General features: G+C 71.1%; 16 protein-coding genes. 6 read left to right on the top strand and 10 right to left on the bottom strand.

Annotated elements, in window-relative coordinates; translation table 11 throughout:
• Window positions 1-29 precede the first annotated feature (29 nt).
• Window positions 30-518 (top strand): NUDIX hydrolase, encoded by a 489-nt coding sequence (locus AB0J36_RS23175; protein WP_357395571.1) that lies wholly within the window; start codon window positions 30-32, stop codon window positions 516-518.
• 75 nt (window positions 519-593) lie between these two features.
• Here AB0J36_RS23175 and AB0J36_RS23170 read toward each other — a convergent pair whose 3' ends face one another.
• Complete coding sequence (locus AB0J36_RS23170) at window positions 594-1,784, bottom strand: helix-turn-helix domain-containing protein (protein WP_357395641.1); 1,191 nt, start codon at window positions 1,782-1,784, stop codon at window positions 594-596.
• A gap of 332 nt (window positions 1,785-2,116) precedes the next feature.
• Here AB0J36_RS23170 and AB0J36_RS23165 point away from each other — a divergent pair, with 332 nt between their 5' ends.
• Window positions 2,117-2,770: a DUF5343 domain-containing protein gene (locus AB0J36_RS23165; RefSeq protein WP_357395574.1), complete on the top strand. Its 654-nt coding sequence runs from the start codon at window positions 2,117-2,119 to the stop codon at window positions 2,768-2,770.
• Window positions 2,763-3,293, top strand: coding sequence for a hypothetical protein (locus tag AB0J36_RS23160; protein ID WP_357395577.1), 531 nt, complete (start codon window positions 2,763-2,765; stop codon window positions 3,291-3,293). Before AB0J36_RS23165 ends, AB0J36_RS23160 begins: the two co-directional genes overlap by 8 nt.
• A gap of 53 nt (window positions 3,294-3,346) precedes the next feature.
• Here the strand turns inward: AB0J36_RS23160 and treZ are convergent, their stop codons facing one another.
• Genes treZ through glgX form a run of 3 tightly spaced genes read right to left on the bottom strand, consistent with a single transcriptional unit; the run spans window position 3,347 to window position 9,493 of the window.
• Window positions 3,347-5,071, bottom strand: coding sequence for a malto-oligosyltrehalose trehalohydrolase (gene treZ / locus AB0J36_RS23155; protein WP_363661101.1), 1,725 nt, complete (start codon window positions 5,069-5,071; stop codon window positions 3,347-3,349).
• Window positions 5,068-7,374: a malto-oligosyltrehalose synthase gene (treY, locus tag AB0J36_RS23150; RefSeq protein WP_357121853.1), complete on the bottom strand. Its 2,307-nt coding sequence runs from the start codon at window positions 7,372-7,374 to the stop codon at window positions 5,068-5,070. Before treY ends, treZ begins: the two co-directional genes overlap by 4 nt.
• A 1-nt stretch (window position 7,375) precedes the next feature.
• Window positions 7,376-9,493 (bottom strand): glycogen debranching protein GlgX, encoded by a 2,118-nt coding sequence (glgX, locus tag AB0J36_RS23145; RefSeq protein ID WP_357121850.1) that lies wholly within the window; start codon window positions 9,491-9,493, stop codon window positions 7,376-7,378.
• Window positions 9,494-9,805: 312 nt separating this feature from the next.
• Here glgX and AB0J36_RS23140 point away from each other — a divergent pair, with 312 nt between their 5' ends.
• Both AB0J36_RS23140 and AB0J36_RS23135 read left to right on the top strand, forming a co-directional pair.
• Complete coding sequence (locus AB0J36_RS23140; protein ID WP_357172249.1) at window positions 9,806-11,251, top strand: glycosyltransferase family 4 protein; 1,446 nt, start codon at window positions 9,806-9,808, stop codon at window positions 11,249-11,251.
• Window positions 11,252-11,402: 151 nt separating this feature from the next.
• Window positions 11,403-12,047 (top strand): maleylpyruvate isomerase N-terminal domain-containing protein, encoded by a 645-nt coding sequence (locus tag AB0J36_RS23135; protein WP_357172247.1) that lies wholly within the window; start codon window positions 11,403-11,405, stop codon window positions 12,045-12,047.
• A gap of 541 nt (window positions 12,048-12,588) precedes the next feature.
• Here the strand turns inward: AB0J36_RS23135 and AB0J36_RS23130 are convergent.
• The 4 genes from AB0J36_RS23130 to AB0J36_RS23115 all read right to left on the bottom strand — a co-directional run bounded on the left by AB0J36_RS23130 (window position 12,589) and on the right by AB0J36_RS23115 (window position 17,697).
• On the bottom strand, window positions 12,589-13,872 hold the full coding sequence (locus AB0J36_RS23130; protein WP_357121840.1) for a citrate synthase: 1,284 nt from the start codon (window positions 13,870-13,872) through the stop codon (window positions 12,589-12,591).
• Window positions 13,873-14,085: 213 nt separating this feature from the next.
• On the bottom strand, window positions 14,086-16,116 hold the full coding sequence (locus AB0J36_RS23125; RefSeq protein WP_357121836.1) for a sulfatase-like hydrolase/transferase: 2,031 nt from the start codon (window positions 16,114-16,116) through the stop codon (window positions 14,086-14,088).
• Complete coding sequence (locus AB0J36_RS23120) at window positions 16,109-17,533, bottom strand: class I SAM-dependent methyltransferase (protein WP_357121833.1); 1,425 nt, start codon at window positions 17,531-17,533, stop codon at window positions 16,109-16,111. Before AB0J36_RS23120 ends, AB0J36_RS23125 begins: the two co-directional genes overlap by 8 nt.
• A gap of 14 nt (window positions 17,534-17,547) precedes the next feature.
• The gene (locus tag AB0J36_RS23115; protein ID WP_167517342.1) at window positions 17,548-17,697 is read right to left on the bottom strand and encodes a hypothetical protein; all 150 of its coding nucleotides are present in this window, start codon (window positions 17,695-17,697) and stop codon (window positions 17,548-17,550) included.
• 190 nt (window positions 17,698-17,887) lie between these two features.
• Here AB0J36_RS23115 and AB0J36_RS23110 point away from each other — a divergent pair, with 190 nt between their 5' ends.
• Complete coding sequence (locus AB0J36_RS23110) at window positions 17,888-18,733, top strand: arginase family protein (RefSeq protein ID WP_357172270.1); 846 nt, start codon at window positions 17,888-17,890, stop codon at window positions 18,731-18,733.
• On the opposite strand, the gene AB0J36_RS23105 is transcribed toward AB0J36_RS23110, so the two are convergent.
• Together AB0J36_RS23105 and AB0J36_RS23100 are read right to left on the bottom strand one after the other, a co-directional pair.
• A complete protein-coding gene (locus AB0J36_RS23105; RefSeq protein WP_357172245.1) occupies window positions 18,730-19,959 on the bottom strand; it encodes a glycosyltransferase in 1,230 nt (409 codons plus the stop codon). The two genes, AB0J36_RS23110 and AB0J36_RS23105, sit on opposite strands and share 4 nt — an antisense overlap.
• Window positions 19,956-22,118, bottom strand: coding sequence for a glycosyltransferase family 39 protein (locus AB0J36_RS23100; protein ID WP_357172243.1), 2,163 nt, complete (start codon window positions 22,116-22,118; stop codon window positions 19,956-19,958). The genes AB0J36_RS23105 and AB0J36_RS23100 overlap by 4 nt, the downstream gene beginning before the upstream one ends.
• Between the last annotated feature and the right edge of the window lie 38 nt (window positions 22,119-22,156).

Below are 22,156 nucleotides of genomic sequence, written 5' to 3'. Positions count from 1 at the left end.
CTCCGCGAACTCCGACTAGCGTCACTGACGTGACCTGGACGGACCCTGCCACCTGGTATGCCAACCTCGCCGCCTTCCACGCCGCCGCAGCCGCCTTCATCACCGACCCCGTTGGCAGAGTGCTACTCGTCAAGCCCACCTACCGCGACCACTGGGCCTTCCCGGGCGGGTACGTGGACGACGGTGAGTACCCACATGAAGCCTGCGCCCGCGAGATCCGGGAAGAGCTGGGGGTGACGATGGCAGTGGGTGACCTGCTCGTTGTCGACTGGGCACCGTCGGCAGCGCCACGACCGCGCGCACTCGTCAGCTTCACCTTCGACTGCGGGACCATGGCCACTCTCGACGGCTGCAACCTGCACGGGCAGGAGCTGGAAGATGCCGCGTTCTTTTTCGCCGAGGAGGCCGTGCAGCGACTTCCCGGCAACGTCGCCTCGCGGATTCCTATCGCGATCCGTGCCCGTGACCAGCACGCTCCGGTCTATCTCGCTGGCGGATCAGCGGTTGACCTCGGGTGAAGGCGTGCCTTGACGCGGGTGCAATACGTCAGCCCGTGGCCTGAGATGCCCGCCCTCGGGCGCAAATACCTGCACTCATGCGGCCAGCTTGACGCCGATACGGCCGGCGAGCAGGCGCAGGTCGTCGGGGACAGCGCGGCGCCGGGCGCGCTGGGCCAGAGTCACCACGGCGTCGCGGGCGAGCGGGTTGATCGCAAATGGGATGGGCGCTGCCCGCTCGGCCTGCACGAACGCCGCGAGCGCTTCGGCGTCCCGCCGACCCCCGTCCGCGAGCGCGCGTCCCAGGTCGAGCCAGTACGACTGCTGGCGGATGGATGCCGCGAGCACCTGCGGTCGGACCGTCCGGGACAACTCGATGACCCGGCCGGACTCGCCCTGCTCGGCGGCGATGGACATCTCCCAGAGCCCGACGTTGGTTGGACCGAACCCGCAGCCGTTGAAGCCAGCTCCGTCGGCCGGGTCGCCGAGCGTTGCCGCCTCACGGGCCGCCTCGACAAGATGATCGCGAGCCGCGTCCAGACGGCCGCTTACCGTCGACGTCAACGCGGCCGAGAGGTGGAGCTGTCCGAGCATCTGACGCACCCGCTCGTCGGCGGCGTCGGCTTGTAGCTCGGTCAACGAACGGTCGGCCGCGCGTGCTGCAACCGATGCGGATTCGATCGGCAGGCTCTGGGCGTAGGCGAAGCGGGAGGCCGCGATCCATGCCGGATCTTCGGTTTCCTCCGCGACTGTTCCGGCGAGGCGGGCGGCGTCGAGGGCCAGGTGCCGGTAGCCGAGGTTCCGCAGGCAGGTGGCGGCCTGGTAGGCGACCTGGACGAGCACGGTGCCGCCTACTGCGGCGGCTTCGAGCAGAAGCTTGGGAAGCAGGCGGGCCATGGCCGGGTAGTTGCACGAGTTGCGGAGCTGTTCGGCTCGGGCGATCTCGGCGGTCAGACGTTCTGCGGTGTAGGACGACGGGCGGCGCTCGCCGTCCTCGATCTCTATCAGGGCCGACCAGATCGCAGGCACACACTCGGCGGCACTCTCGCGGGCGGGGTCGCCGGACTCGGTGCCCTGACCGAGCAGGTCAGCCACCGTGACCTGGAGCGCGGCGGCAAGAGCAACCAGAGTGGAGCGACGGTCAATGGTCTTGCGACCCGACTCGACCTGCGACACGTACGACTGGGTGACGCCAGCCAGCCCGGCAAGGACGGCTTGGGCCATCCCGCCACGGCGCATCCGCCAGTACCGAATCCTAGCGCCGATGCTTTCCGCCCTATTCACCATGCCGTCGCCCACTCTCAGGTCGAGAAGCCGGGACAGACGCCATGCTTGCTATCCCCGCAAGTTGGAAGGTACACCTCCAGAGCGGCCAGAAGATGACGTCGAGTTTTCGAGATCCGCCGCCCCGCGCAGTCACACCTAACCTTGCGGTGCCGTGTCGATCACCTGAAGAGATAGATGACCGGACGGAAGGCTGAGTTGGGGTACCTGAACAGCTTCCGAAGCTGCTGATGAGTGGATAGTCGACCTCGGCCAACTCGAGCACATGAAAGTACTTGTGTCGCCCAGGCGACTGTCTTATTAAGGTCCGAGACCGTAGCGCGTATCGTGCGCACATGACTTCGATCCAATTTGTATTCAGTCATAGCCCAGGCAAGCTCGAAGAGTTTATAAAGAAGCTTCAATCGGTCGGCTCGCCGAGCAAGATCACGACGGACTACCCCAAATCAATTGGTTTCGGCTCATCGCATGCGCGCAGCTTTCCCAGCATCCTCAAGTATGCCGGCTTGCTTGACTCTTCAGGCCAACCAACCGAGGTCTACAAGAAGGGCCTCCGTGGTGGGCCTGCCGGGCGGACATTGGTCGGCAATGCAATTTCGCAAGCGTATAGACCTTTATTCGACATCTACTCAGACGCCGGCACTCACGCGGACGCAGATCTAGTGACGTTCGTCAAAAGCAACTCAAACTTGGATGACGAGAAGGCGGCGCTAGTCGTCCGGACATTCAAGGTGCTTTGCAGGTTTGCGGATTTTGATCCTGCCCGCGAGACCGAAGAAGACAGCGACGCCATCGGAGAGCCGGGGCAAGAATCGGGCAACACGAACGTCCAGCGTCGTCGGCGGAACGGCGGCAACTCAGCAGGCGCTGTTGTCATAAACGTAAACATTGCGCTATCGGTTGACGCCACAAGCGACAGCGCGGTCTACGACGCCTTCTTCGCGGCAATGGCGAAGCACCTCAAGGGCCTAATGGACGGCGGTGCCTAGAACGCCGCGCGAGGTCGCAGACTGGGCGGCCGACGCGCAGGCCGAGTTGAGCAAGCTTCTGGCAAAGCACGAATCGTCGACGCATCGTGTGATGACTCTGACCGAATCTTACGAGAAGTTGACCGAACTCAATATTAAGCAAGACAAGCTGCTTCGGGAGGCACTTCAGTGTGCCGAACACGGGCTTTACCGCTCTGCACACGTTACGTCGTTCGCTGCGTTGATGGACTTCGTTCATGAATGGATAGCGACAGACGTGACGCGGCTTACCTCCATTCAGACCAACTATCAAAGCTGGAATATCCAACAGGCCGCCGATTTGCGTGGGCAAAAAGACCATACCCTGTTCGAGGTACTGAAAAAGCAGGGGTTGATTACAAATGCAATGATGAAAGCCCTGCAAGGGCTACTAGCCAAGCGCAACGAGTGTGCACACCCCGAAGACTACGAGCCGGGCATAAATGACACCCTCGGGTATCTCGACGAGATCATGAAACGGATCGCCGCCCTCGGGCCACATTAGATAACTGGCGCTTCAGCCTCATAAATGACGCAATCTGCGACTTGCCATCAACGTCACAACGCCACGATCGCCGCTGTCTCCGCAGGTAGCTCGATCCGGTCCCGCATCACCGTGACACCCTCGCCCGTAGCCAGCAGCACCCGCCGAGCCACACCAGGCAGCGACACTCCCCGCCCCCGCCCAGCAAAGTTCGCCACGACCAACGTGTCCCCCCGCCGCATCAGCAAAAACTGGTCGCCATGCTGCACCGACACCGCGTGCATCCGAGGATCAGACAGGTCAGCCACCGACCGCCGCAACGCGATCAACCGCTGGTAGAACGCCAACATCGAAGCATGCTCGGGCTTGTCCAGCTCGGCCCAGTCCAACCGGGACCGGACGAACGTCTCCGGGTCCTGCGGATCGGGCACGTCCCCCTCCGGCCACCCGTGTGACGCGAACTCCCGCCGCCGCCCGGTCCGCACCGCAGAAGCCAACTCCGGCTCAGGATGCGACGTGAAGAACTGCCACGGCGTGGAAGCCGCCCACTCCTCCCCCATGAACAGCATGGGCGTGAACGGCGCCGTCAGCAGCAGCATCGCCCCGACCCGCACGAGCGCGGACGACAGCGAAGCCGAGATCCGATCCCCGGTGGCCCGGTTGCCGATCTGGTCGTGGTTCTGCAAGTAGGCCACCAGCCGATGGCCAGGGACGCGGGAGTCGAGAGGCCGCCCGTGGTGCCGGTTGCGGAAGCTGGACCAGGTGCCCGCGTGGAAGAAGCCGCCGGTGAGGACGTCCGACAGGGTCTCCAGAGAGCCGAAGTCGCCGTAGTAGCCCTGCCGCTCCCCCGTCAGCAGGGTGTGCAGCGCGTGGTGGGCGTCGTCGTTCCACTGGGCGTGCAGGCCGAACCCGCCCGCCTCGCGAGGGGTGATGAGCCGGGGGTCGTTCAGGTCGGATTCCGCGATCAGCGACAGCGGCCGGCCCAGGTGCGTCGACAACGACTCGACCTCGACGGCCAGCTCTTCGAGCAACGGGATCGCCCGGGTGTCCGGGAGCGCGTGCACGGCGTCGAGCCGCAGCCCGTCGACGTGGTAGTCGCGCAGCCACATGAGCACGCTGTCGATGATGTAGCGGCGTACCTCGTCCGAGTGCGGGCCGTCCAGGTTGATCGAGCGGCCCCAACTGTTGCTCTGCTCGGCCAGGTAGGGGCCGAACCGCGGCGCGTAGGCCCCGGAGGGCCCGAAATGGTTGTAGACGACGTCGAGGATCACCCCCAAACCGCGAGAGTGGGCGGCGTCGACGAACCGTTTCAGGCCGTCCGGGCCGCCGTAGGGCTCGTGCGGGGCGTACCAGCAGACGCCGTCGTACCCCCAGTTGTGTTCGCCGTTGAAGGCGTTGACCGGGAGCAGTTCGACCAGGTCGACGCCGAGGTCGACCAGGTGGTCGAGGCGGTCGATGGCCGCGTCGAAGGTGCCCTCCGGGGTGAAGGTGCCGATGTGCAGCTCGTAGAGGACGCTGCCGGGCAGTTGGCGACCCGTCCAGGAGGAATCACTCCACTGGAACGCGAGATGGTCGTAGCGGCGGCTCGGCCCGTGCACACCCGCAGGTTGCCACGGCGAGCGGGGGTCGGGCAGCGCGGTCTCGTCGTCGTTCAGCAGAAAGGAGTAGTCGAGGCCGGCGTCCGGCACCTCGACGGTCCACCAGCCGTCGGCGGCGGCGCGCATGTCGTGGTCGGTGTCGCCGGCCAGGCGTAGGCGTACCCGGCTGGCGTCCGGTGCCCAGACGGAGAATGTGGTCATGACGAGGCCTCCTCGGCAGCGGTGGGAGGAGCCAGCAGAGCAACGGGGTAGTCCGCGAGGAGATTGTCCAACGGGACCTCCCCGCCACTGTAGACCCGGCCGGTGAACAGGTCCTTCACCTCGTGAACAGGAAGCGACAGGGCTGTGTCACACCAGCCACCGGCCCGTGCCAGGCCGAGCGGCAGGCGGGTCGCCACGGCGATCACGCCACCCCGGTCGAACGCCACCACGTGCCGGCCCACCGGGCCGTGCGCCGGCACCGGCCGGTAGGTGGTGAACAGCTCCGGGTGCGCCCGCCGCAGGCGCAGCGTCCGCGACACGACGAGCAGCTTCGCCGCTCCGTCGGTGTCGACCGGGGGACGCCAGCCGCCGTCGAGCCGTGCCAGCATCTCCCGGCGTACGTCGAAGTCGACCGGCCGCCGATTGTCCGGGTCGACCAGGGAGTTGTCCCACAGCTCGGTGCCCTGGTAGGTGTCCGGGACGCCGGGCATGGTGAGCTGGATCAGCTTCTGCCCGAGGGAGTTGCACCAGCCGGCCGGGGCGATCGCGGCGGCGAGTTCGGTCAGCTCGTCGTGCAGCGCCGGGTCGTCGTACATGCGGTCGATGACCGCGTGCATGGCCTGCTCGAAGCCCGCGTCGGGGTCCGCCCAACTGGTCGAGGCCGCGGCCTCCCGGGCGGCCTTCTCGGCGTACGCGTGCAGCCGCTCCCGCTCGATCGGCCACGCGCCGACGGCCGTCTGCCAGAGCAGGTGGGCGAACGCCGGGTCGGGCAGCGGCGCGTACTCCATCCAGGTCTTGACCTGCTCCGCCCAGCGACCCGGAAGCTCGCTGAGCACGGCGAGGCGGGCGCGCACGTCCTCGCCGCGCTTCGTGTCGTGGGTGGAGAGGGTGGTCATGCTGGCGGGCCAGCGGACCTGCTGCGCGGCGGCGTAGCGGTGGAACTCGGCCGGCGGCACCCCGAAGTGGGCGGGGCTGCCGCCGACCTCGTTGAGCGCCACGAAGCGGGTCCACCGGTAGAAGGCGGTGTCCTCCACGCCCTTGGCCATCACCGCGCCGGTGAGCTGCGGGAAGCGCTTCGCCAGCTCGTCGTCGGGGTCGCGCAGCCGGCGGGTGATCGCGTCCAGGGCGCCGGTCAGGTCGGGTCGGCGGCGGCCGGCTTCGGAGCGGGCGGCGGCGAGGTGCCGGGCGCCCTGCGGCGGATAGCCCCGGTAGACCGGGAACACCGCGGCCAACTCGGCGAGCGCCGCGCGGGCCTGCTCGGTCGGCACCTCGGGCGCGAGCGCGGCGAGCCGGGTCAGCTCGGCGGCGAGCAGGTTGGTGGCGGCAGCCAGCTTCGTCGAGTGGGTCAGGTCCTCCCACGAGGTGCGCTGCCCGGTCAGCCGGGTGTCCAGCACGGTGAAGTCGCCCTCGGCGTCGGTGTCGACGAAGAGGCCGTTCACGGCGGCGAGCGCGTCGTACCCGGTGGTGCCGTCCACCGGCCAGTCCGGCAGCTCCTCGCCGTACTCCAGGATCTTCTCCACCACGAGCCAGGCGTCCGGGGCGGCCTCGCGCAGCCGCGCGAGGTAGCCGGCCGGGTCGCGCAGGCCGTCCGGGTGGTCGACGCGGATGCCGTCGACCTCGCCGTCCGCCGCCCAGCGCAGGATCAGCTCATGCACGGCCGCGAACACCGCCGGGTCCTCCACCCGCAGGCCCGCGAGGCCCGCGATGGCGAAGAACCGGCGGTACGTCAGCTCGGCGTCCCCGCGCCGCCAGGAGACCAACTCGTAGCGCTGCCGGTCGTGCACCTCCCGGGCGCTGCCGTCGCCCGTGCCGTCGGCGATCGGGAAGCGGTGCTCGTGGTAGCGCAGCTCCCCGTCGACGACCTTGAGGTCGTCCAGGGCGGCCGGGTCGTCGGCCAGGACCGGCAGCAGCAGCCGGCCCCGGTCCCAGTCGATGTCGAACCAGTCGGCGTACGACGAGTCGCGCCCCCGGCGCAGCACGTCCCACCAGGCCGGGTTGGCCGGCGGTACGGCGACCCCGGCGTGATTCGGCACGATGTCGACGACCAGGCCGAGCCGCTTGTCGCGCAGGGCGCGCACCAGCCGCTGCCGGGCGGCCTCCCCGCCCAGCTCCGGGTTGACGCTCCGGTGGTCGACGACGTCGTAGCCGTGCTGCGAGCCGGGCGTGGCGGCCAGCAGCGGGGCGGTGTAGAGGTGGCTGACGCCGAGGTCGTCCAGGTAGTCGACGATCGCGGCGGTGGCGTCCAGGTCGAACCCGGGGCGGACCTGGACGCGGTAGGTGGCCTTGGGAGGGGTGGCCGGCATGTCAGATCATCCTCTCCAACACGACGAGGGACCGGTCCGGCACCCGGATGGTGCCGCCCGCGCTGATCACCGTGGCGTCGCCCGGCTCCGGTTCGGCCGTGCTGATGACCCGTTCCCACTTCTGCCCGTACTCGCTGCCGGGCATGGTGAAGTCCAGCGGCGCGTCGTGGGCGTTGAAGCACAGCAGGAACGAGGCGTCGTGGTGCTTCTGGCCGTACTGGCCGCGCTCGCGGATGCCCTCGCCGTTGACGAACAGCGCCACCGAGCGGCCGAAGTCGTTGCCCCAGTCGTCGCCGGTCATCTCCCGCCCGTCCGGGGTGTGCCACGCCAGGTCGGGCAGCGGCTCGTCGGTGCCACGCCCGCCCACCGGCAGGCCGGTGAAGAACCGGCGGCGGCGGAACACCTGGTGGCGCTTGCGGAAGTCGGTGAGCGTGCGGACGAAGTCCAGCAACTGCTCGTCGGCGTTGTCCCAGTCGACCCAGGCCAGCTCGCTGTCCTGGCAGTACACGTTGTTGTTGCCGTGCTGGGTGCGGCCCAACTCGTCGCCGTGGCCGATCATCGGCACACCCTGCGACAGCAGGATCGTGGCCAGGAAGTTGCGCCGCTGCTTGGCCCGCAGCGCGAGCACCGCCCCGTCGTCGGTGTCGCCCTCCACGCCGCAGTTCCACGACCGGTTGTGGCTCTCGCCGTCCCGGTTCTCCTCGCCGTTGGCCTCGTTGTGCTTGTCGTTGTACGACACCAGGTCGGTGAGGGTGAACCCGTCGTGCACGGTCACGAAGTTGATGCTGTGGAAGGGCCGCCGCCCGTCGTCCTGGTAGAGGTCGGCCGAGCCGGAGATCCGGGACGCGAACTCGGCCAGGGTCGCCGGCTCGCCGCGCCAGAAGTCCCGCACGGTGTCGCGGTACTTGCCGTTCCACTCCGTCCACAGCGGCGGGAAGTTGCCCACCTGGTAGCCGCCGGGGCCGACGTCCCACGGCTCGGCGATCAACTTCACCTGGCTGACCACCGGGTCCTGCTGCACCACCTCGAAGAACGTCGACAGGCGGTCCACCTCGTAGAACTCGCGCGCCAGGGTGGCCGCCAGGTCGAAGCGGAACCCGTCGACGTGCATCTCGGTCACCCAGTACCGCAACGAATCCATGATCAGTTGCAGCGAGTGCGGGCTGCGCACGTTCAGGCTGTTACCGGTGCCCGTGTAGTCGACGAAGTACCGGCGGTCCTCCTCGCTGAGCCGGTAGTAGCTCGGCGCGTCCACGCCCTTGAAGCTCAACGTCGGCCCGAGGTGGTTGCCCTCGGCGGTGTGGTTGTAGACCACGTCGAGGATGACCTCGATGCCCGCCGCGTGCAGCGCCTTGACCATGCCCCGGAACTCCTGCACCTGCTGCCCCAGGCGGCCCAGCGCCGAGTAGCCGTGGTGCGGGGCGAAGAAACCGATCGTGTTGTAACCCCAGTAGTTGCGCAGACCCAGGTCGTGCAGCCGGTGGTCGTGCACGAACTGGTGCACCGGCATCAGCTCGATCGCCGTCACCCCGAGCCGGGTCAGATACTCGATCATCGGCGGGGAGGCGATCCCCGCGTACGTGCCGCGCAGCTCCTCGGGGATGTCCGGGTGCCGCATGGTCAGCCCGCGCACGTGCGCCTCGTAGATCACCGAGTGGTGGTACGGCGTGCGCGGGGGCTTGTCGTTGCCCCAGTCGAAGTACGGGTTCACCACCACCGACTTCGGCATGAACGGCGCCGAGTCGGTCTCGTTCATCGTCTCCGGGTCGCCCAGCTCGTAGTCGTACACCGCCGGGTCCCACGTGACGTCACCGTCGATGGCCTTGGCGTACGGGTCGAGCAGCAGCTTGTGCGGGTTGCAGCGCAGCCCGTTCGCCGGCTCGTACGGCCCGTACACCCGGTAGCCGTAGCGCTGCCCCGGCTCGATGCCCGGCAGGTACGCGTGCCAAACGTACGCGTCGACCTCCCGCAACTCCACGCGGCGCTCCGCGCCGGTGTCCCACTCGTCGAACAGGCACAGCTCGATCCGCTCGGCCACCTCGGAGAAGATGGCGAAGTTGGTGCCCATCCCGTCGTAGGTGGCGCCCAGGGGATACCGCTCGCCCGGCCAGACCTGCATGTCGCTCCCTCAAGCCATGGTGATGTGCGCGCCGGCTCAGCGGCCCGCGCGCAAGCGGGTAGTGCCCCCGCCCCGGGCGCGCCAATCCATCCTTTCAGGCGGTGACCGGAATCCACCTGTCTGATGCGCGCTACACCCTCAGGTGTCTTCCGTCACCATGGCCGATTTCGAGGTGCGAACCGGCGTCCGATGGCCTTTGCTTGTCGGGGGACACGCACCCGCGTGCGCCCGTCGGCCCTCGGCCACCCTTTTTCCACCCTCTCCGCCGCCACTGACGCCGGCGCGCCCCTCCATGCCTGGACGGAGACAGATGTGACGACCCTGCGGGTCGATGAGCAGCTCGCTGCCACCAAGGACCGGACCCACCGACCCACCGTGACCTCCCGGCCCCAGCCTTCGACCTCGCCCGGTCCGTCCGCGCAGTCCGGCTCCGCCGTGCCGGCGCAGCGCGGGCCCGGTGTACCGCCGCAGACCCGTCGCATCCTCATGCTGTCGTGGGAGTACCCGCCGGTGCTCGTCGGCGGCCTCGGCCGCCACGTCCACGCCCTGTCCGTGGCCCTGGCCGCCGCCGGGCACGAGGTCACCGTCGTCACCCGCCACACCGAGGGCGCACCCCTGGAGGAGTACGCCGACGGCGTGCGCATCCTGCGCGCCCCCGAAGACCCGGTGACGTTCCCCCTGGCCACCGGCTCCTTGCTCGCCTGGACCATGGCGTTCAACCACACCCTCACCCGCACGGCCCTGCGCGCCACCCAGGCCGGCGCGTACGACGTCATCCACGCCCACGACTGGCTCGTCGCGCACACCGCGATGACGTTGCGCGACCACCTGGACATCCCGCTGGTCAGCACCATCCACGCCACCGAGGCGGGCCGGCACCAGGGCTGGCTGCCCGAGGAGATGAACCGCACCATCCACGGCGTCGAGCAGTGGCTCAGCGGCGAGTCCAACCGGGTCATCGTCTGCTCCGGCTACATGCGCGACGAGGTCAACGCCCTGTTCGGCGTACCGGCCAGCCGGGTCGACGTGGTCGCCAACGGCGTCGAGTCGTACCGCTGGAAGGTGCCGGCACGCGACGTGGCGGCGGCGCGCGCCCGGTTCGCCGGCGACGGCCCGCTGGTCACCTTCGCCGGCCGCCTGGTGTACGAGAAGGGCGTCCAGCACCTGGTCGCCGCCCTCCCCCGGCTGCGCGAGCGGCACCCCGGGCTGCGCGCCGTGATCGCCGGCGACGGCCCGTACCGCGCCGAGCTGGAGGCCGAGGTGCACCGCCGTGGCCTCGGCGGCATGGTCAGCATGCCCGGCTTCCTCGGCGGCACCGACCTGCCGGCGCTGATGGCCGCGTCCGACTGCTTCGCCGTGCCGAGCATCTACGAGCCGTTCGGCATGGTCGCCCTCGAAGGGGCCGCCGCCGGTGCGCCCCTGGCCGTCGCCGCCACCGGTGGCCTCGCCGAGATCGTCGAGTCGGGAGCGACCGGCATGACGTTCCGCCCGCACGACCCGGACAGCCTCGCCGACGCCGTCGACGCGCTGCTGTCCGACCGCGAGCTCGCCCGCGCCATGGCCCGCCGAGCCCGTCGGATGGTCACCGAGCAGTACGGCTGGACCGCCATCGCCCAGCGCACCGCCGCCAGCTACGGCGCCGCCATCGCCAACGACGCCGCGTTCACGACCGAGCGCGCCGAACAGCGCATGTCGCAGGGCCGGGCGCTTCCGGCGCTGCCCGACGGCAACCTGCTGGCCGCCGCCGGCCTCCGCTGAGACCCCGCTCGGGTGATCGACCCGGGTTTCGTGAAGTCGGGGTGTCCGACGTCCTGGGACACCCCGACTTCCGGCAAGGCGAGTCGATCGCCGGGCGGCGGTCGGGCGTCGCCGCCCGGCGGTGGTCGGGCGGGGCTGCCAGACTGTGCGGATGTCTCATCCTGTCGACTCCCTGGATTCGGCCTTCCCGGTCGCCGTTTCGATCGCGCTGGACCTGATCCGGCACCCCGAGGTGGCCGCGCGGTGGTCGCGCCCGAGCGCCCTGCCGCACCTGTCCGTGGGTGGTCTGGCGTGCCACCTCGGACGGCAGGCGATCCGTGCGGCGGAATTGCTGCCGACACCCGCCGAGCTGCCCACGCTCGACTCGGCCGACGACCACTACGAACGGGCCTCCTGGGTCACTGAGGGCACGCCGGACCAGGACGCGGTCGCCGAGGGCCCGGACGAGGCTGACGCGGTCCGTGGACCGGACGACCTGCACGCCCGCTCCGGCGAGGCCCTCGCGCAGGTCGGTGACCTGCTGACCCGGGGAGCCGCCGTCGACGTGGTGCCTATCCCGTGGCAGGGCTGGTCGCTGCGCCGCGCCGACTTCCTGCTCACCCGCCAGTTGGAGATCGTCGTGCACTCGGACGACCTGGCGGTCAGCGTCGGCGTGCCCACGCCGGTCTTCCCGCCGGAGGTCTTCGACCCCGTACGCGACCTGCTGGTCCGGCTGGCCGTCCGCCGGCACGGTCAGTCCGCGCTGATCGGCGCGCTCAGCCGCAGCGAACGAGCCCGCGACATCGCCGCCTTCTGAGCCCGGCCGTGCACCTCGGGTCTCGACCCCAGGTCTCTGGTGCGTCCCCTGTCGAGCTGCCCCAGAAATGGGGCGGCTGCCCTGCCCCGCTGCGGGCGGCTGCCCTGCCCCGCTGCGGGCGGCTGCCTGCCCCGCTGCGGGCGGCTGCCTGCCGCGAGCCCGAAGCCCCGGGTGACTGTGACCGGCAGGTCCACGGACCTGGACGCCGCCTTGATCGACACGTGGCGCGACCGACCGTCGAGGTCGCTCAACAAGGGGCGGTGCGGCCGGGTCCGGGCAGCGGTGCGCCGTCCGCCGGGCCGACGCCCGCGAACCGGCCCGCCGGCACGACCGGGATCGGGGGGGGGTGAACCCACCACTCCGCGCCCCATATCCGGGGCAGCTCGACAGGAGGCGAACAACAGACCCGGGGTACCGCCGGGACGACCGCGGGCAACCGCGCAGAAGCGTCACGGACCACCGCATGGCAGGACCCTGGGAACGACGCAGGCCGCCGACCCCTAATCGGGTCGACGGCCTGCGGTCGTGCCAGGAGCGGAGGTCAGCGCTCGTTGAACGGGACGTAGTCCCGCTCGGCGGCGCCGACGTAGACCTGCCGCGGACGGCCGATCTTGGTCTCCGGGTCGCTGATCATCTCGCGCCACTGGGCGATCCAGCCGGGGAGCCGGCCGAGCGCGAAGAGCACCGTGAACATCTTGGTGGGGAAGCCCATGGCCTTGTAGATCAGGCCGGTGTAGAAGTCCACGTTCGGGTAGAGCCGCCGGGAGACGAAGAAGTCGTCGGCGAGGGCGATCTCCTCCAGCTCCATGGCGATGTCCAGCAGCGGGTCCGGCTTGGCCATCCGGCCCAGCACGTCCTGCGCGGCCTTCTTGACGATCGCCGCCCGCGGGTCGTAGTTCTTGTAGACCCGGTGGCCGAAGCCCATCAGCTTGACGCCGTCCTGCTTGTCCTTGACCTTGCGGACGAAGGACCGGACGTCGCCGTCACCGGCGTGGATCTGCTGGAGCATCTCCAGCACCGCCTGGTTCGCGCCGCCGTGCAGCGGGCCGAACAACGCGTTCACGCCCGCCGACACCGAGGCGAACAGGTTGGCGTTGCTGGAGCCGACCAGCCGGACGGTCGACGTGGAGCAGTTCTGCTCGTGGTCGGCGTGCAGGACGAAGAGCATGTCCAGCACCTTCGACATGACCGGGTCGACCTCGTACGGCTCCGCCGGCACGCCGAACGTCATGCGCAGCAGGTTGTCCACGTACCCGAGGGAGTTGTCCGGGTACAGCAGCGGCTGCCCGATGGACTTCTTGTACGCGTACGAGGCGATGGTGGGGACCTTCGCCATGAGCCGGACCGTGGAGATCTCCACGTGCTCGGAGTCGAACGGGTCCAGGCTGTCCTGGTAGAAGGTCGACAGCGCGCTCACGGCGGACGACAGCACCGCCATCGGGTGGGCGTCCCGGGGGAAGCCGTCGAAGAACCGACGCATCTCCTCGTGCAGCAGCGAGTGCCGCCGGATCCACTCGGTGAACTCGGTCAGCTGCTGCTCGGTGGGCAGCTCACCGTAGATGAGCAGGTACGAGACCTCCAGGAAGGAGGACTTCTCGGCCAGCTGCTCGATCGGGTACCCCCGGTAACGCAGGATCCCCGCGTCGCCGTCGATGTAGGTGATCGCGGATGAGGCAGCCGCGGTGTTGACGAAACCGGGGTCGTACGTCGTCATCCCGGTTTCCTTCAACAGCTTGCTCACCCCGATGCCAGCGGGGCCCTCGACCGCGGAATGCACCGGCATCGACAGCTGCCCGCCGGGGTGGTCGAGCTTGACTTCCGTCATGTGGTTCCTCGCTTCGCCGGCAGATCTACGTTGAATTGCCTTCGCTTCTACCGTAATTGCGGCTCGGGGGACACTGCCCGCCGTGGTTCGGCGGTGAGGTATGCGTCACCCGATTCCCGACCAGCAGGCCGGGAAACCCGCAATCCCGGCAGGCGGGAAGCCCACGAAAGCCGCAAACGACCCGTCCGCGGCAGTCCGCCGGACAGCCGGTTTTCAGGACAGCGCCAGGCGGCGCAGCGTACCCGTGGTCGTGACCTGATAGACGTCGAGCTGGTTGGTGCCGGCGTGGAACAGCCGGTCGTCGGTGAGCAGCGCGGCGAACCGACGCCCGCCCGGGTCGGTCGGCACCACCGGGACGACCGCGCCGATCCTGCCGTTGACGGCGACGGCCAGCAGCGTGCCGTCCGGGATGGCGTCCGGCACGTCACCCCAGACGAGCGCCGGGAGGGTGCCGGTGTCCGGATCGGTGGCCCGGAACGCGGCCAGGTCGGCGACGCGGGCGCTGCCGCCGCTGGGGCCGGCGCGTACCTCGGTGCCGACCAGCCGGTGCGGTGTCGGCAGCGGCGGTGGGGTGGGCACCCCGCCGGGGAAGGTGACCGCCTCCCCGGGGGTGTCGTAGAAGTGTTTCGTGGCGTCGGCGCGCGGGCTCTGGCGGGCGGAGCGGCCGTCGACCCGCCAGGGCAGGCGGATGCCGGCCTCGTCGGCGACGGTGGGCAGCAGGTCGACATGTTCCCAGTTGCGATCGTCCACCCGGCCGGTCTGCTGCCGTGGTTCCTTGACGAACATCGGCACCCAGGCGACCTCGCCGGCGGCGGCCCTGATGGCGTCCATCCCCCGGCCCTGCGCGCCCGGCCGGAAGCTCACCCCGTGGTCGGCGGTGACGACGACGAGGGCCTGGTCGTAGAGGCCGCTGGCACGCAGCGTGCGCAGCGTCTCGCCGATCAGCCGGTCGGTGTAGCCGAGTTGGGCGAGGTGGCGCTGACGGGCCAGGTCGATCCAGCCGGCGCCGTCGTTGGGCAGATCCTCGGGTGCGTCGTAGCGCGCGCCGGACGGCAGGTACGCCCACGGGGAGTGCGGCATCAGCAGGTGCAGGAAGTGCAGGGTGGGCCGGGGCCGCGGCTTCAGGCCGGCGAGGAAGCTGGTGAACCGGGCGGGCTGATTGTCGTCGAGGCTGTCCCAGCGGAACTTGGGGTCGGCCGGTACCGGCTCGGCGGCGTCCAGGCCGGCCTCGGCCCGCGTCCGCTCCCGGTACGAGTCCTCCGGGTCGACCGCGCTCTCCGTCGGCCCGGCGATCCGGCCGAGCAGCTTGCCGGTCTCCTTCACCAGCACGCCGAGGCCCTGTTCGGGGGCGACCGGCTGTTCGCAGCGGCTGGGCGGGCAGAGCCGGGTGATGCTCTCCTCGGCCTGGATGTCGTACAGGCCGCCGAAGGCGGTGAAGAGGTTGTCCGGGTACTGCGAGTAGTGCGGCGCGACCGACCGCGCCGGGTAGCGACCGGTGAGCATCGCCGGCAGCGCGTTGGGCGTCCAGCCGCTGACCCCGGTGGCGTTGCGGTACCAGGTCGACGCCCCGGCCAACTCGGCGAAGTGCGGGAACCGGGCCGCGTCGATCCGGCCGTCGCCGCCGAGCAGGCTGACCAGCGGCAGCTCGTCGAGGATCAGCATGACCACCGGCGGGTGCACGGCCCCGCCCTGCGCGGTGCCGACCGCGCCGCCGTCGCCCCGCGGCAGCACGACCGCCGAGGTGGGCGACACGAACAGGAACAGCGCCACGAACGCCAGCGGCCCGGCGGCGGCCAGTCGCAGCGCACGGCCCGGGGCCCGCCACCGCCGGTGCGCCGCCGCGCCGGCCACACCGGCCAGACCGGCAAGAGCCAGCAGGGGTACGCCCCGAAGCGTCGTCACGTGCCGGCCCACCTGCACGGCGAGGGCGGCGACCAGCAGGCCGACGAGCAGCGTATGGGTGAGCGCGCGGGCGGTCCGGCCGGCCAGTCGACTGAGCGCGCCCAGCGCCGCCACGGGCAGGGTGGGTACGAGCGCCACCAGCGCGACCAGCAGCAGGATCTGGCCGGTGTCGGCGCGGTGGAACAGGAAGAAGTCGGGACTGCGGCCGAGCACGTCCAGCAGCGGCTGGGTGACGACCAGCCCGACCAGCGCGACGATCTCCAGCACCCGACCCAGCTCCCCGCGCCACCCCCGCTCCCACCGCCCGCGTTCGGGTGGGGTCTCGACGGGCGGGTCAGCCACCCATCACCGTCCGGTAGAGCGTGCGGGTGCCCGAGGGCAGTTCCAGCCGGTCGGTGATCCGGCCCCGGGCGGCGAGGAGCCGTTCGAAGGTGTCCCGCCGGTAGTCGGGGAAGAGTCCGTCGGGCTTGTTGGCCAGCAGCCGGGCGGCCATCGGGTCGTCCGGGTGGACGAACTCCACCACCACGGCCCCGCCGGGCGCGGTCAGCCCGGCCAGCCAGTCGACGACCTCCGGCAGCGGCACGTTGCGGCCGATCGCCAGGTGGTGCGCGAGAGCCAGGGCGAGCACCACGTCCGCCGACGCCCGCTGGGCGAAGCCGGCGCGCTCGACGCCGCGCCAGCCGCCGCCCGGGGACGGGTCGGCCAGGTCGACCACCAGCGGCAGGATCCGTTGCTGCCCCTCGGAGCGCAGCGCCCGGTACAGCTCGTCGACCACCGCCGGGTCCTGCTCGACGGCGACCACGTAGTCGGCGTGCCCGGCGGCCAGTCGGGAGTACCGGCCGTCGTTGGCACCGAGGTCGAGGACCAGGCGCGGGCGGCCGGCGGCGGCCACGGCGGCGACCACGAACTGCTCCTTGGCGACCCGGTCGCGGGCCGAGTAGCCGCAGGTGCGCTGGTAGTCCGACCAGTGGCTGCCGGAGGGGCGGTGCGCCAGGCGGCGGACCAGCTTCTCGATGCCGCGTACGGTGGCCGCCTGCAACTGGCGCGTATAGCCGGCGGCCCGGAGCTGGGCCTTGACGTCGGTGGTGCTGGCGGCGGCGTTGCGTTGCTGCATCGCGCCGTGCAGGTGCAGGTGGGTCAGGACGCCGGGGCGCAGCCGACGGGTTCCGCCGAAGAGGGGACGCAACTGCTCGGCCTCGATGCCGTCGACCTGGGCGCGTAGCCAGGGTTGGAAGTCCACGCCCAGGTGCGCGGTGAGCAGCAGCGGGTAGAGCAGGGTCTGGCAGAACTGGCGGTAGCCGGCCCACGGTTCGCCGTCGCGGACCGGCGTGAAGGAGCCGATGTCGATGAAGACGGGTTTCGCGCCGCGCCACTGGAGGTTGTAGGCGGAGCCGTCCTTGGTGGTGAACCCCTCGGCGAGGGCGGTACGCAGGATCTCCAGGTGCAGCAGCGCGGCGTCGCGCAGCATGGCGAAGGACCACTCGTACGGGTGCGAGACGAACGGGATGCGTTCGTGGCGCAGCACCGCCGCCCATTCGGTGCCCGCGGGCGCCAGCGTGGCCGGGGCGTCCTCGGTGGCGCAGACCTTGCCCGCCGAGACGAGCGTGGGAAAGAACGGGCTGGCCGCGAGGGTGCGCCAGTGCGCGGCGGCCTGGGCGTCGAGCCCGCGCAGCACCTCGTCGCCGACGTGGAAGACCCGGTTGGCGGGGTCGCGGAAGGAGGCGGGCTCGGGGCGTACCCCGGTGGGTGTGCTCGTCATGGTCGCCGCGACCGTTACCGCTGGTCGGTGGGCTGCCGGCGGAACCGGTCGACCAGCCGCCGCCAGTAGAGCTTGGCGGCGACCGCGACGCCGGCCACCCCGCCGACGACGGCCTGCACGATCAGGCTGCCCGATCCCGCGTCCAGGTAGGCCAGATGGATCACCGACCGCTCCTTCCCCTCGCCCGTCTCGACACCGGCGTCCCGGGGCGGCAGCAATGAGGCTTTTGACCCAGTAAGCCGGACTTGTCCATCACCGTACGCTGCTCGTCCGCGCCACCGCGCCCACATCCGAGGACTCCCAGCCCGGCCACAGGAAGCGGCCTGCGTCGGTAGGCTGCGAAGCGTGCGCTGGATGGTCGTGGACGCGCCACTGGACTCCTCCGGCGCTCGGCGCGGCGAGGAACGGGCGCCGGCCGCCCTGCGTCGGGCCGGCCTGCTGGACGCCCTGGCCGCCGACGACGACGGGCAGATCGACGAGGCCCGGTTGCGGGACCCGAACCGGGAGCCGGCGAGCGGGGTGATCGACGCCGCCGGCCTGGTCCGGGCCGGCGCCGCGATCAGCGCGCGGATCGGTGGGCTGATCGCGGACGGTCACCGACCGCTGGTGCTCGGCGGCGACTGCGCGATCCTGCCCGGCATCTGCCGCGCGCTGCCCCGCACGACCGAGCTGTGGTTCGTCGACGCGCATCCCGACTTCCTCGACGGCGCGACGTCGCCGACCGGCGAGGCCGCCGACATGGACCTGTCGGTGGTCACCGGGCACGGCCCCGCCGCCGCGATCGGCGTCGACGACGCGCTGCTCGACCCCGCCCGGGTCCACCTGCTCGGCCACCGACCGCCCACCGACGAGGACAGCCGTGTCGAGGCGGCCCGGATCGACCCGGCGATCCACCAGGTGCCCGCCGCCGACCTGCTGCGCCTGGGTGCCGGGGCGATCGGGGCGGGCCTGGCCGGCGGCGGCGACGGGCCGGCCTGGCTGCACCTCGACCTGGACGTGGTGGATCCGCGCGACCTGCCGGCGGTGACCTACCCGGAGCCGGACGGGCCACGGTGGGCGGACCTCGTCGCACTGGTCACGCCGCTGGCGCGCGCCGACCGGCTGCTCGGGATGAGCGTGACCGACCTGAACCCCGACGAGGACCCCGACGGGCGGCACACCAGGCGCGTCGTCGAGGTCCTCGCGCAGATGCTGACCTAGCTGCGCCGGTGGTGCATGCCCAGGCGCAGCAGCACGAAGCGCAGCACGGTGGCGACCAGGTTCGCGACCACCAGCACGGCCAGTTCCACCGACCGGGCGGGCACGGCGACGAGCGCGTGCAGCGCCGCCAGCGCGCCACTGGTCAACGCCAGGCCGAGGCCGAACGCCAGCAGCCCCTGCGCGTGGTGCCGACCGGCATTCCGGCTACCGGTGATCCCGAACGTCAGCCGTCGGTTCGCGGCCGTGTTCGCCACCGCCGTCAGAAACAGCGCCAGCAGGTTCGCCGGCTGCGCGCCGAGGGCGCCCCGGGTGGTCACGAACAGCAGCAGGTACGCCAGCGTGCTGGCCACCCCGACGGCGGCGAACCGGACCAGCTGCCCGGGAAGCCCGACCGGCACCTGTGCCGGTGGCGCGGCCAGCGGTGCCCGACCGAGCTGGGCACGTAGCTCGGCCAGGGGCAGCGCGCCGGTCACCAGGGACCGCCCGAGTCGACCCATCCCCCGCAGGTCGGCCAGGGCGGTGGCGACGATGTCGACGCGACTGTCCGGGTCGTCGACCCAGTCCACCGGCACCTCGTGGATGCGCAGCCCGGCCCGCTGCGCCAGCACCAGCAGCTCGGTGTCGAAGAACCACCCGGTGTCCCGCACGAGGGGCAGCAGCTCACCGGCCACGTCCGCGCGGATCGCCTTGAACCCGCACTGCGCGTCGGAGAACCGCGCGAACAGCGCGCCGCGCAGCAGCAGGTTGTAGGCCCGGGAGATGACCTCCCGTCTGGCGCCGCGAACCACCCGGGACGTACGCGCCAGCCGGGTGCCGATCGCCAGGTCGGAGTGGCCGGAGATGAGCGGCGCGACCAGCGGCAGCAGCGCCGCGAGATCGGTGGACAGGTCCACGTCCATGTACGCCAGCACCGGCGCGGACGAGGCCGACCACGCGGCGGACAGCGCTCGCCCCCGCCCCTTGGCGTCCAGGTGCAGCACCTCGACGCCCGGCAGTTCGGCGCGGAGTCCCTCGGCGACCGTCAGGGTGCCGTCCACGCTGGCGTTGTCGGCGACGGTGATCTGGAACGGGTACGGGAAGTGCTCGGTGAGGTGGGCGTGCAGCCGGCGTACGCACGGCCCGAGGTCGATCTCCTCGTTGTGGACGGGGATCACCACGTCCAGCACCGCCCCGGTGGTGGTGGACCGGGTCCGGACGGCGGGACGCGGGCTGCCGAGCGCGGTCACGACGCGTCCGCGCCGGTGCTCAGGTCGTAGACGGTGACCCCGTCCACGGTCTGCGCCGTGAAGGTCTCCTCGACCCAGGTGGAGATCTCCTGCGAGGCCGAGCTGCCACCGTTGGCACGGAAGCCACCACCGCCCATGAAGTAGTGGATCTTGTGGTCGGCGACGTAGCGCTGGAACTGGGCGAGGGTCGGTGACGGGTCGCTGCCGTTGAACCCGCCGATCGGCATCACCGGGTCGCCGGTGGCCAACTGATAACCGGAGGCGTTGTTGGAACCGATGGTGGCCGCCACCCAGGTGTAGTCGTCGCTGTCCCGCTCGAGCAACTCGCGCATCGCGGCGCTGGGCTCGCGGGCGTCGAGCAGCCCTCCCATGCCGCCGCCGCGAGCACCGGGCATCTGCCCTACGCCCGGAAGGCCCGGGAACCGCCCGCCGTCCTGGTTGCCGTTGCGGTTCTCGCCGCCCGGCACCGACGCGCCGTTGCGGCCGTCGCCGGGGAACTGCCCGCGGCCGGGGAACGCCATGCCGCCCGGCGGTCGTCCGCCGGGGAAGCCACCGCGGCCGAATCCGCCCGCCACCGCGGGGCCGGCGCTCGGGATCGAGCCGGTGTGCGGGGTCGCGGCGGTCTGTGCCGCGTACGCCGCCGGTCCCGCGAGGGCCGCCGCCGCGCCGACGCCCAGCGCCACGGCCCCCAGCCACCGGGGCAGTCGAACGGTCAACAGGAGAAGGGCCGCGCCGAGCAGGCCGGCGACCAGCACGACGGCACGCAGCCACGGGTACCAGTCGGGGCTGCGCCCGAGCAGCACCCACGCCCACCAGACGGTGACCGCGAGGGTGGCGGCGAGGGTCGCCGTGGCGGCCAGCGGACGCCACCGCTGCCACCGGGGCACCAGCACCGGTTCCTCGTCCGCGTCGGCGGCCGGGGTGGGCCGTGGTCGGCGCTGCCGCCAGAGCAGGGTGACGCCGATGCCGACCAGCGCGCCGACGGCCGGCGCGAGCGCCACGGTGTAGTAGGCGTGGAAGATCCCGGACATGAAGCTGAAGATCAGTCCGGTAACCAGCAGCCAGCCACCCCACAGCAGCAGACCGGCCCGGGTGCGGTCGGTACGCGCGGCCCGACCGGCCACCACCAGGCCCGCGACCAGCAGGATCAACGCGGCCGGCAGCAGCCAGGAAATCTGACCGCCGACCTCGCCGTCGAACATCCGCAGCAGGCCCGTCCGCCCCGAGAACGGTCCACCCCCACCGCCCATCCGTCCGGCGCCGCCGCCGACGCTGCCCACCTCGTCGCCGGTGATCCGGCCGAGACCGTTGTAGCCGAGGGTCAGCTCCAGGATGCTGTTGCCCTGCGACCCGCCGACGTACGGACGCGCGCTGGCCGGGACGAGTTCGACGACGGCCACCCACCAGCCGGCGGACACCACCACCGCGAGGCCGGCGAGCAGGAGTTGGCGCACCCGCCGCCACAGCCCGGTCGGGGCGGCCAGCAGGTAGACGCCGGCGAAGACCGGCACCAGCAGGAAAGCCTGGAGCATCTTGGTCAGGAAGCCGAACCCGACCAGCGCGCCGGCCAGCACGATCCACCGGGTACTGGCCGTCTCCAACGCGCGCACGGTGGCGTACGCGCCGCCGAGCAGCAGGAGCACGAGCAGGGCGTCGGGGTTGTTGAAGCGGAACATGAGCGTCGCCACCGGGGTGACGGCGAGGACCGCTCCGGCGATCAGGCCGGCAACCGGCCCATACCAGCGCTTCACGCTCGCGTAGAGCACGCCGACGGAGGCGACCCCGCACAGCGCCTGCGGGACGAGCATCGCCCAGCTGTTCAACCCGAAGATCCGCACCGACAGGGCCATCAGCCAGAGCGAGGCGGGCGTCTTGTCCACCGTGATCGAGTTGGCCGCGTCGGACGAGCCGTAGAAGAACGCCTTGCCGCTCACCGAGCCGGCCTGCGCGGCGGCCGCGTAGAACGAGTTGGCCCAGCCGGAGGCGCCCAGGCCCCAGAGGTAGAGCAGACCGGTGCCCAAAAGCAGGGCCAGCAGAGCGGGCCGGGTCCAGGTCGCCGCACGGCCCGCCGGAGGCGGGTGTTCCTCGGGGCGCGTGCTCGGGTGCGGCGGCCCGACCGGGTCGCCGGGCGTCGTCGACAGGGTGTCTGTTCGGTCCATGCCGCCAGCCTTGGCGGCCGAACTGGCGGGACCCCGTG

Origin of the sequence: Micromonospora sp. NPDC049662 (genome assembly GCF_040675055.1) — a bacterium.
Lineage (GTDB): Bacteria > Actinomycetota > Actinomycetes > Mycobacteriales > Micromonosporaceae > Micromonospora.
The sequence above is the reverse complement of the archived record's forward strand: the minus strand, read 5'-3'. Positions and strand labels throughout refer to the sequence as shown.

Bases quoted from the DNA above. Each gene is read 5' to 3' on its own strand.
- AB0J36_RS23100 (WP_357172243.1), bottom strand. From the start codon at position 22,118: ATGGACCGAACAGACACCCTGTCGACGACGCCCGGCGACCCGGTCGGG.
- AB0J36_RS23135 (WP_357172247.1), top strand. From the start codon at position 11,403: ATGTCTCATCCTGTCGACTCCCTGGATTCGGCCTTCCCGGTCGCCGTT.
- AB0J36_RS23130 (WP_357121840.1), bottom strand. From the start codon at position 13,872: ATGACGGAAGTCAAGCTCGACCACCCCGGCGGGCAGCTGTCGATGCCG.
- AB0J36_RS23170 (WP_357395641.1), bottom strand. From the start codon at position 1,784: ATGGTGAATAGGGCGGAAAGCATCGGCGCTAGGATTCGGTACTGGCGG.
- glgX (WP_357121850.1), bottom strand. From the start codon at position 9,493: ATGCAGGTCTGGCCGGGCGAGCGGTATCCCCTGGGCGCCACCTACGAC.
- AB0J36_RS23110 (WP_357172270.1), top strand. From the start codon at position 17,888: ATGGTCGTGGACGCGCCACTGGACTCCTCCGGCGCTCGGCGCGGCGAG.
- AB0J36_RS23165 (WP_357395574.1), top strand. From the start codon at position 2,117: ATGACTTCGATCCAATTTGTATTCAGTCATAGCCCAGGCAAGCTCGAA.
- treZ (WP_363661101.1), bottom strand. From the start codon at position 5,071: ATGACCACATTCTCCGTCTGGGCACCGGACGCCAGCCGGGTACGCCTA.
- treY (WP_357121853.1), bottom strand. From the start codon at position 7,374: ATGCCGGCCACCCCTCCCAAGGCCACCTACCGCGTCCAGGTCCGCCCC.
- AB0J36_RS23120 (WP_357121833.1), bottom strand. From the start codon at position 17,533: ATGACGAGCACACCCACCGGGGTACGCCCCGAGCCCGCCTCCTTCCGC.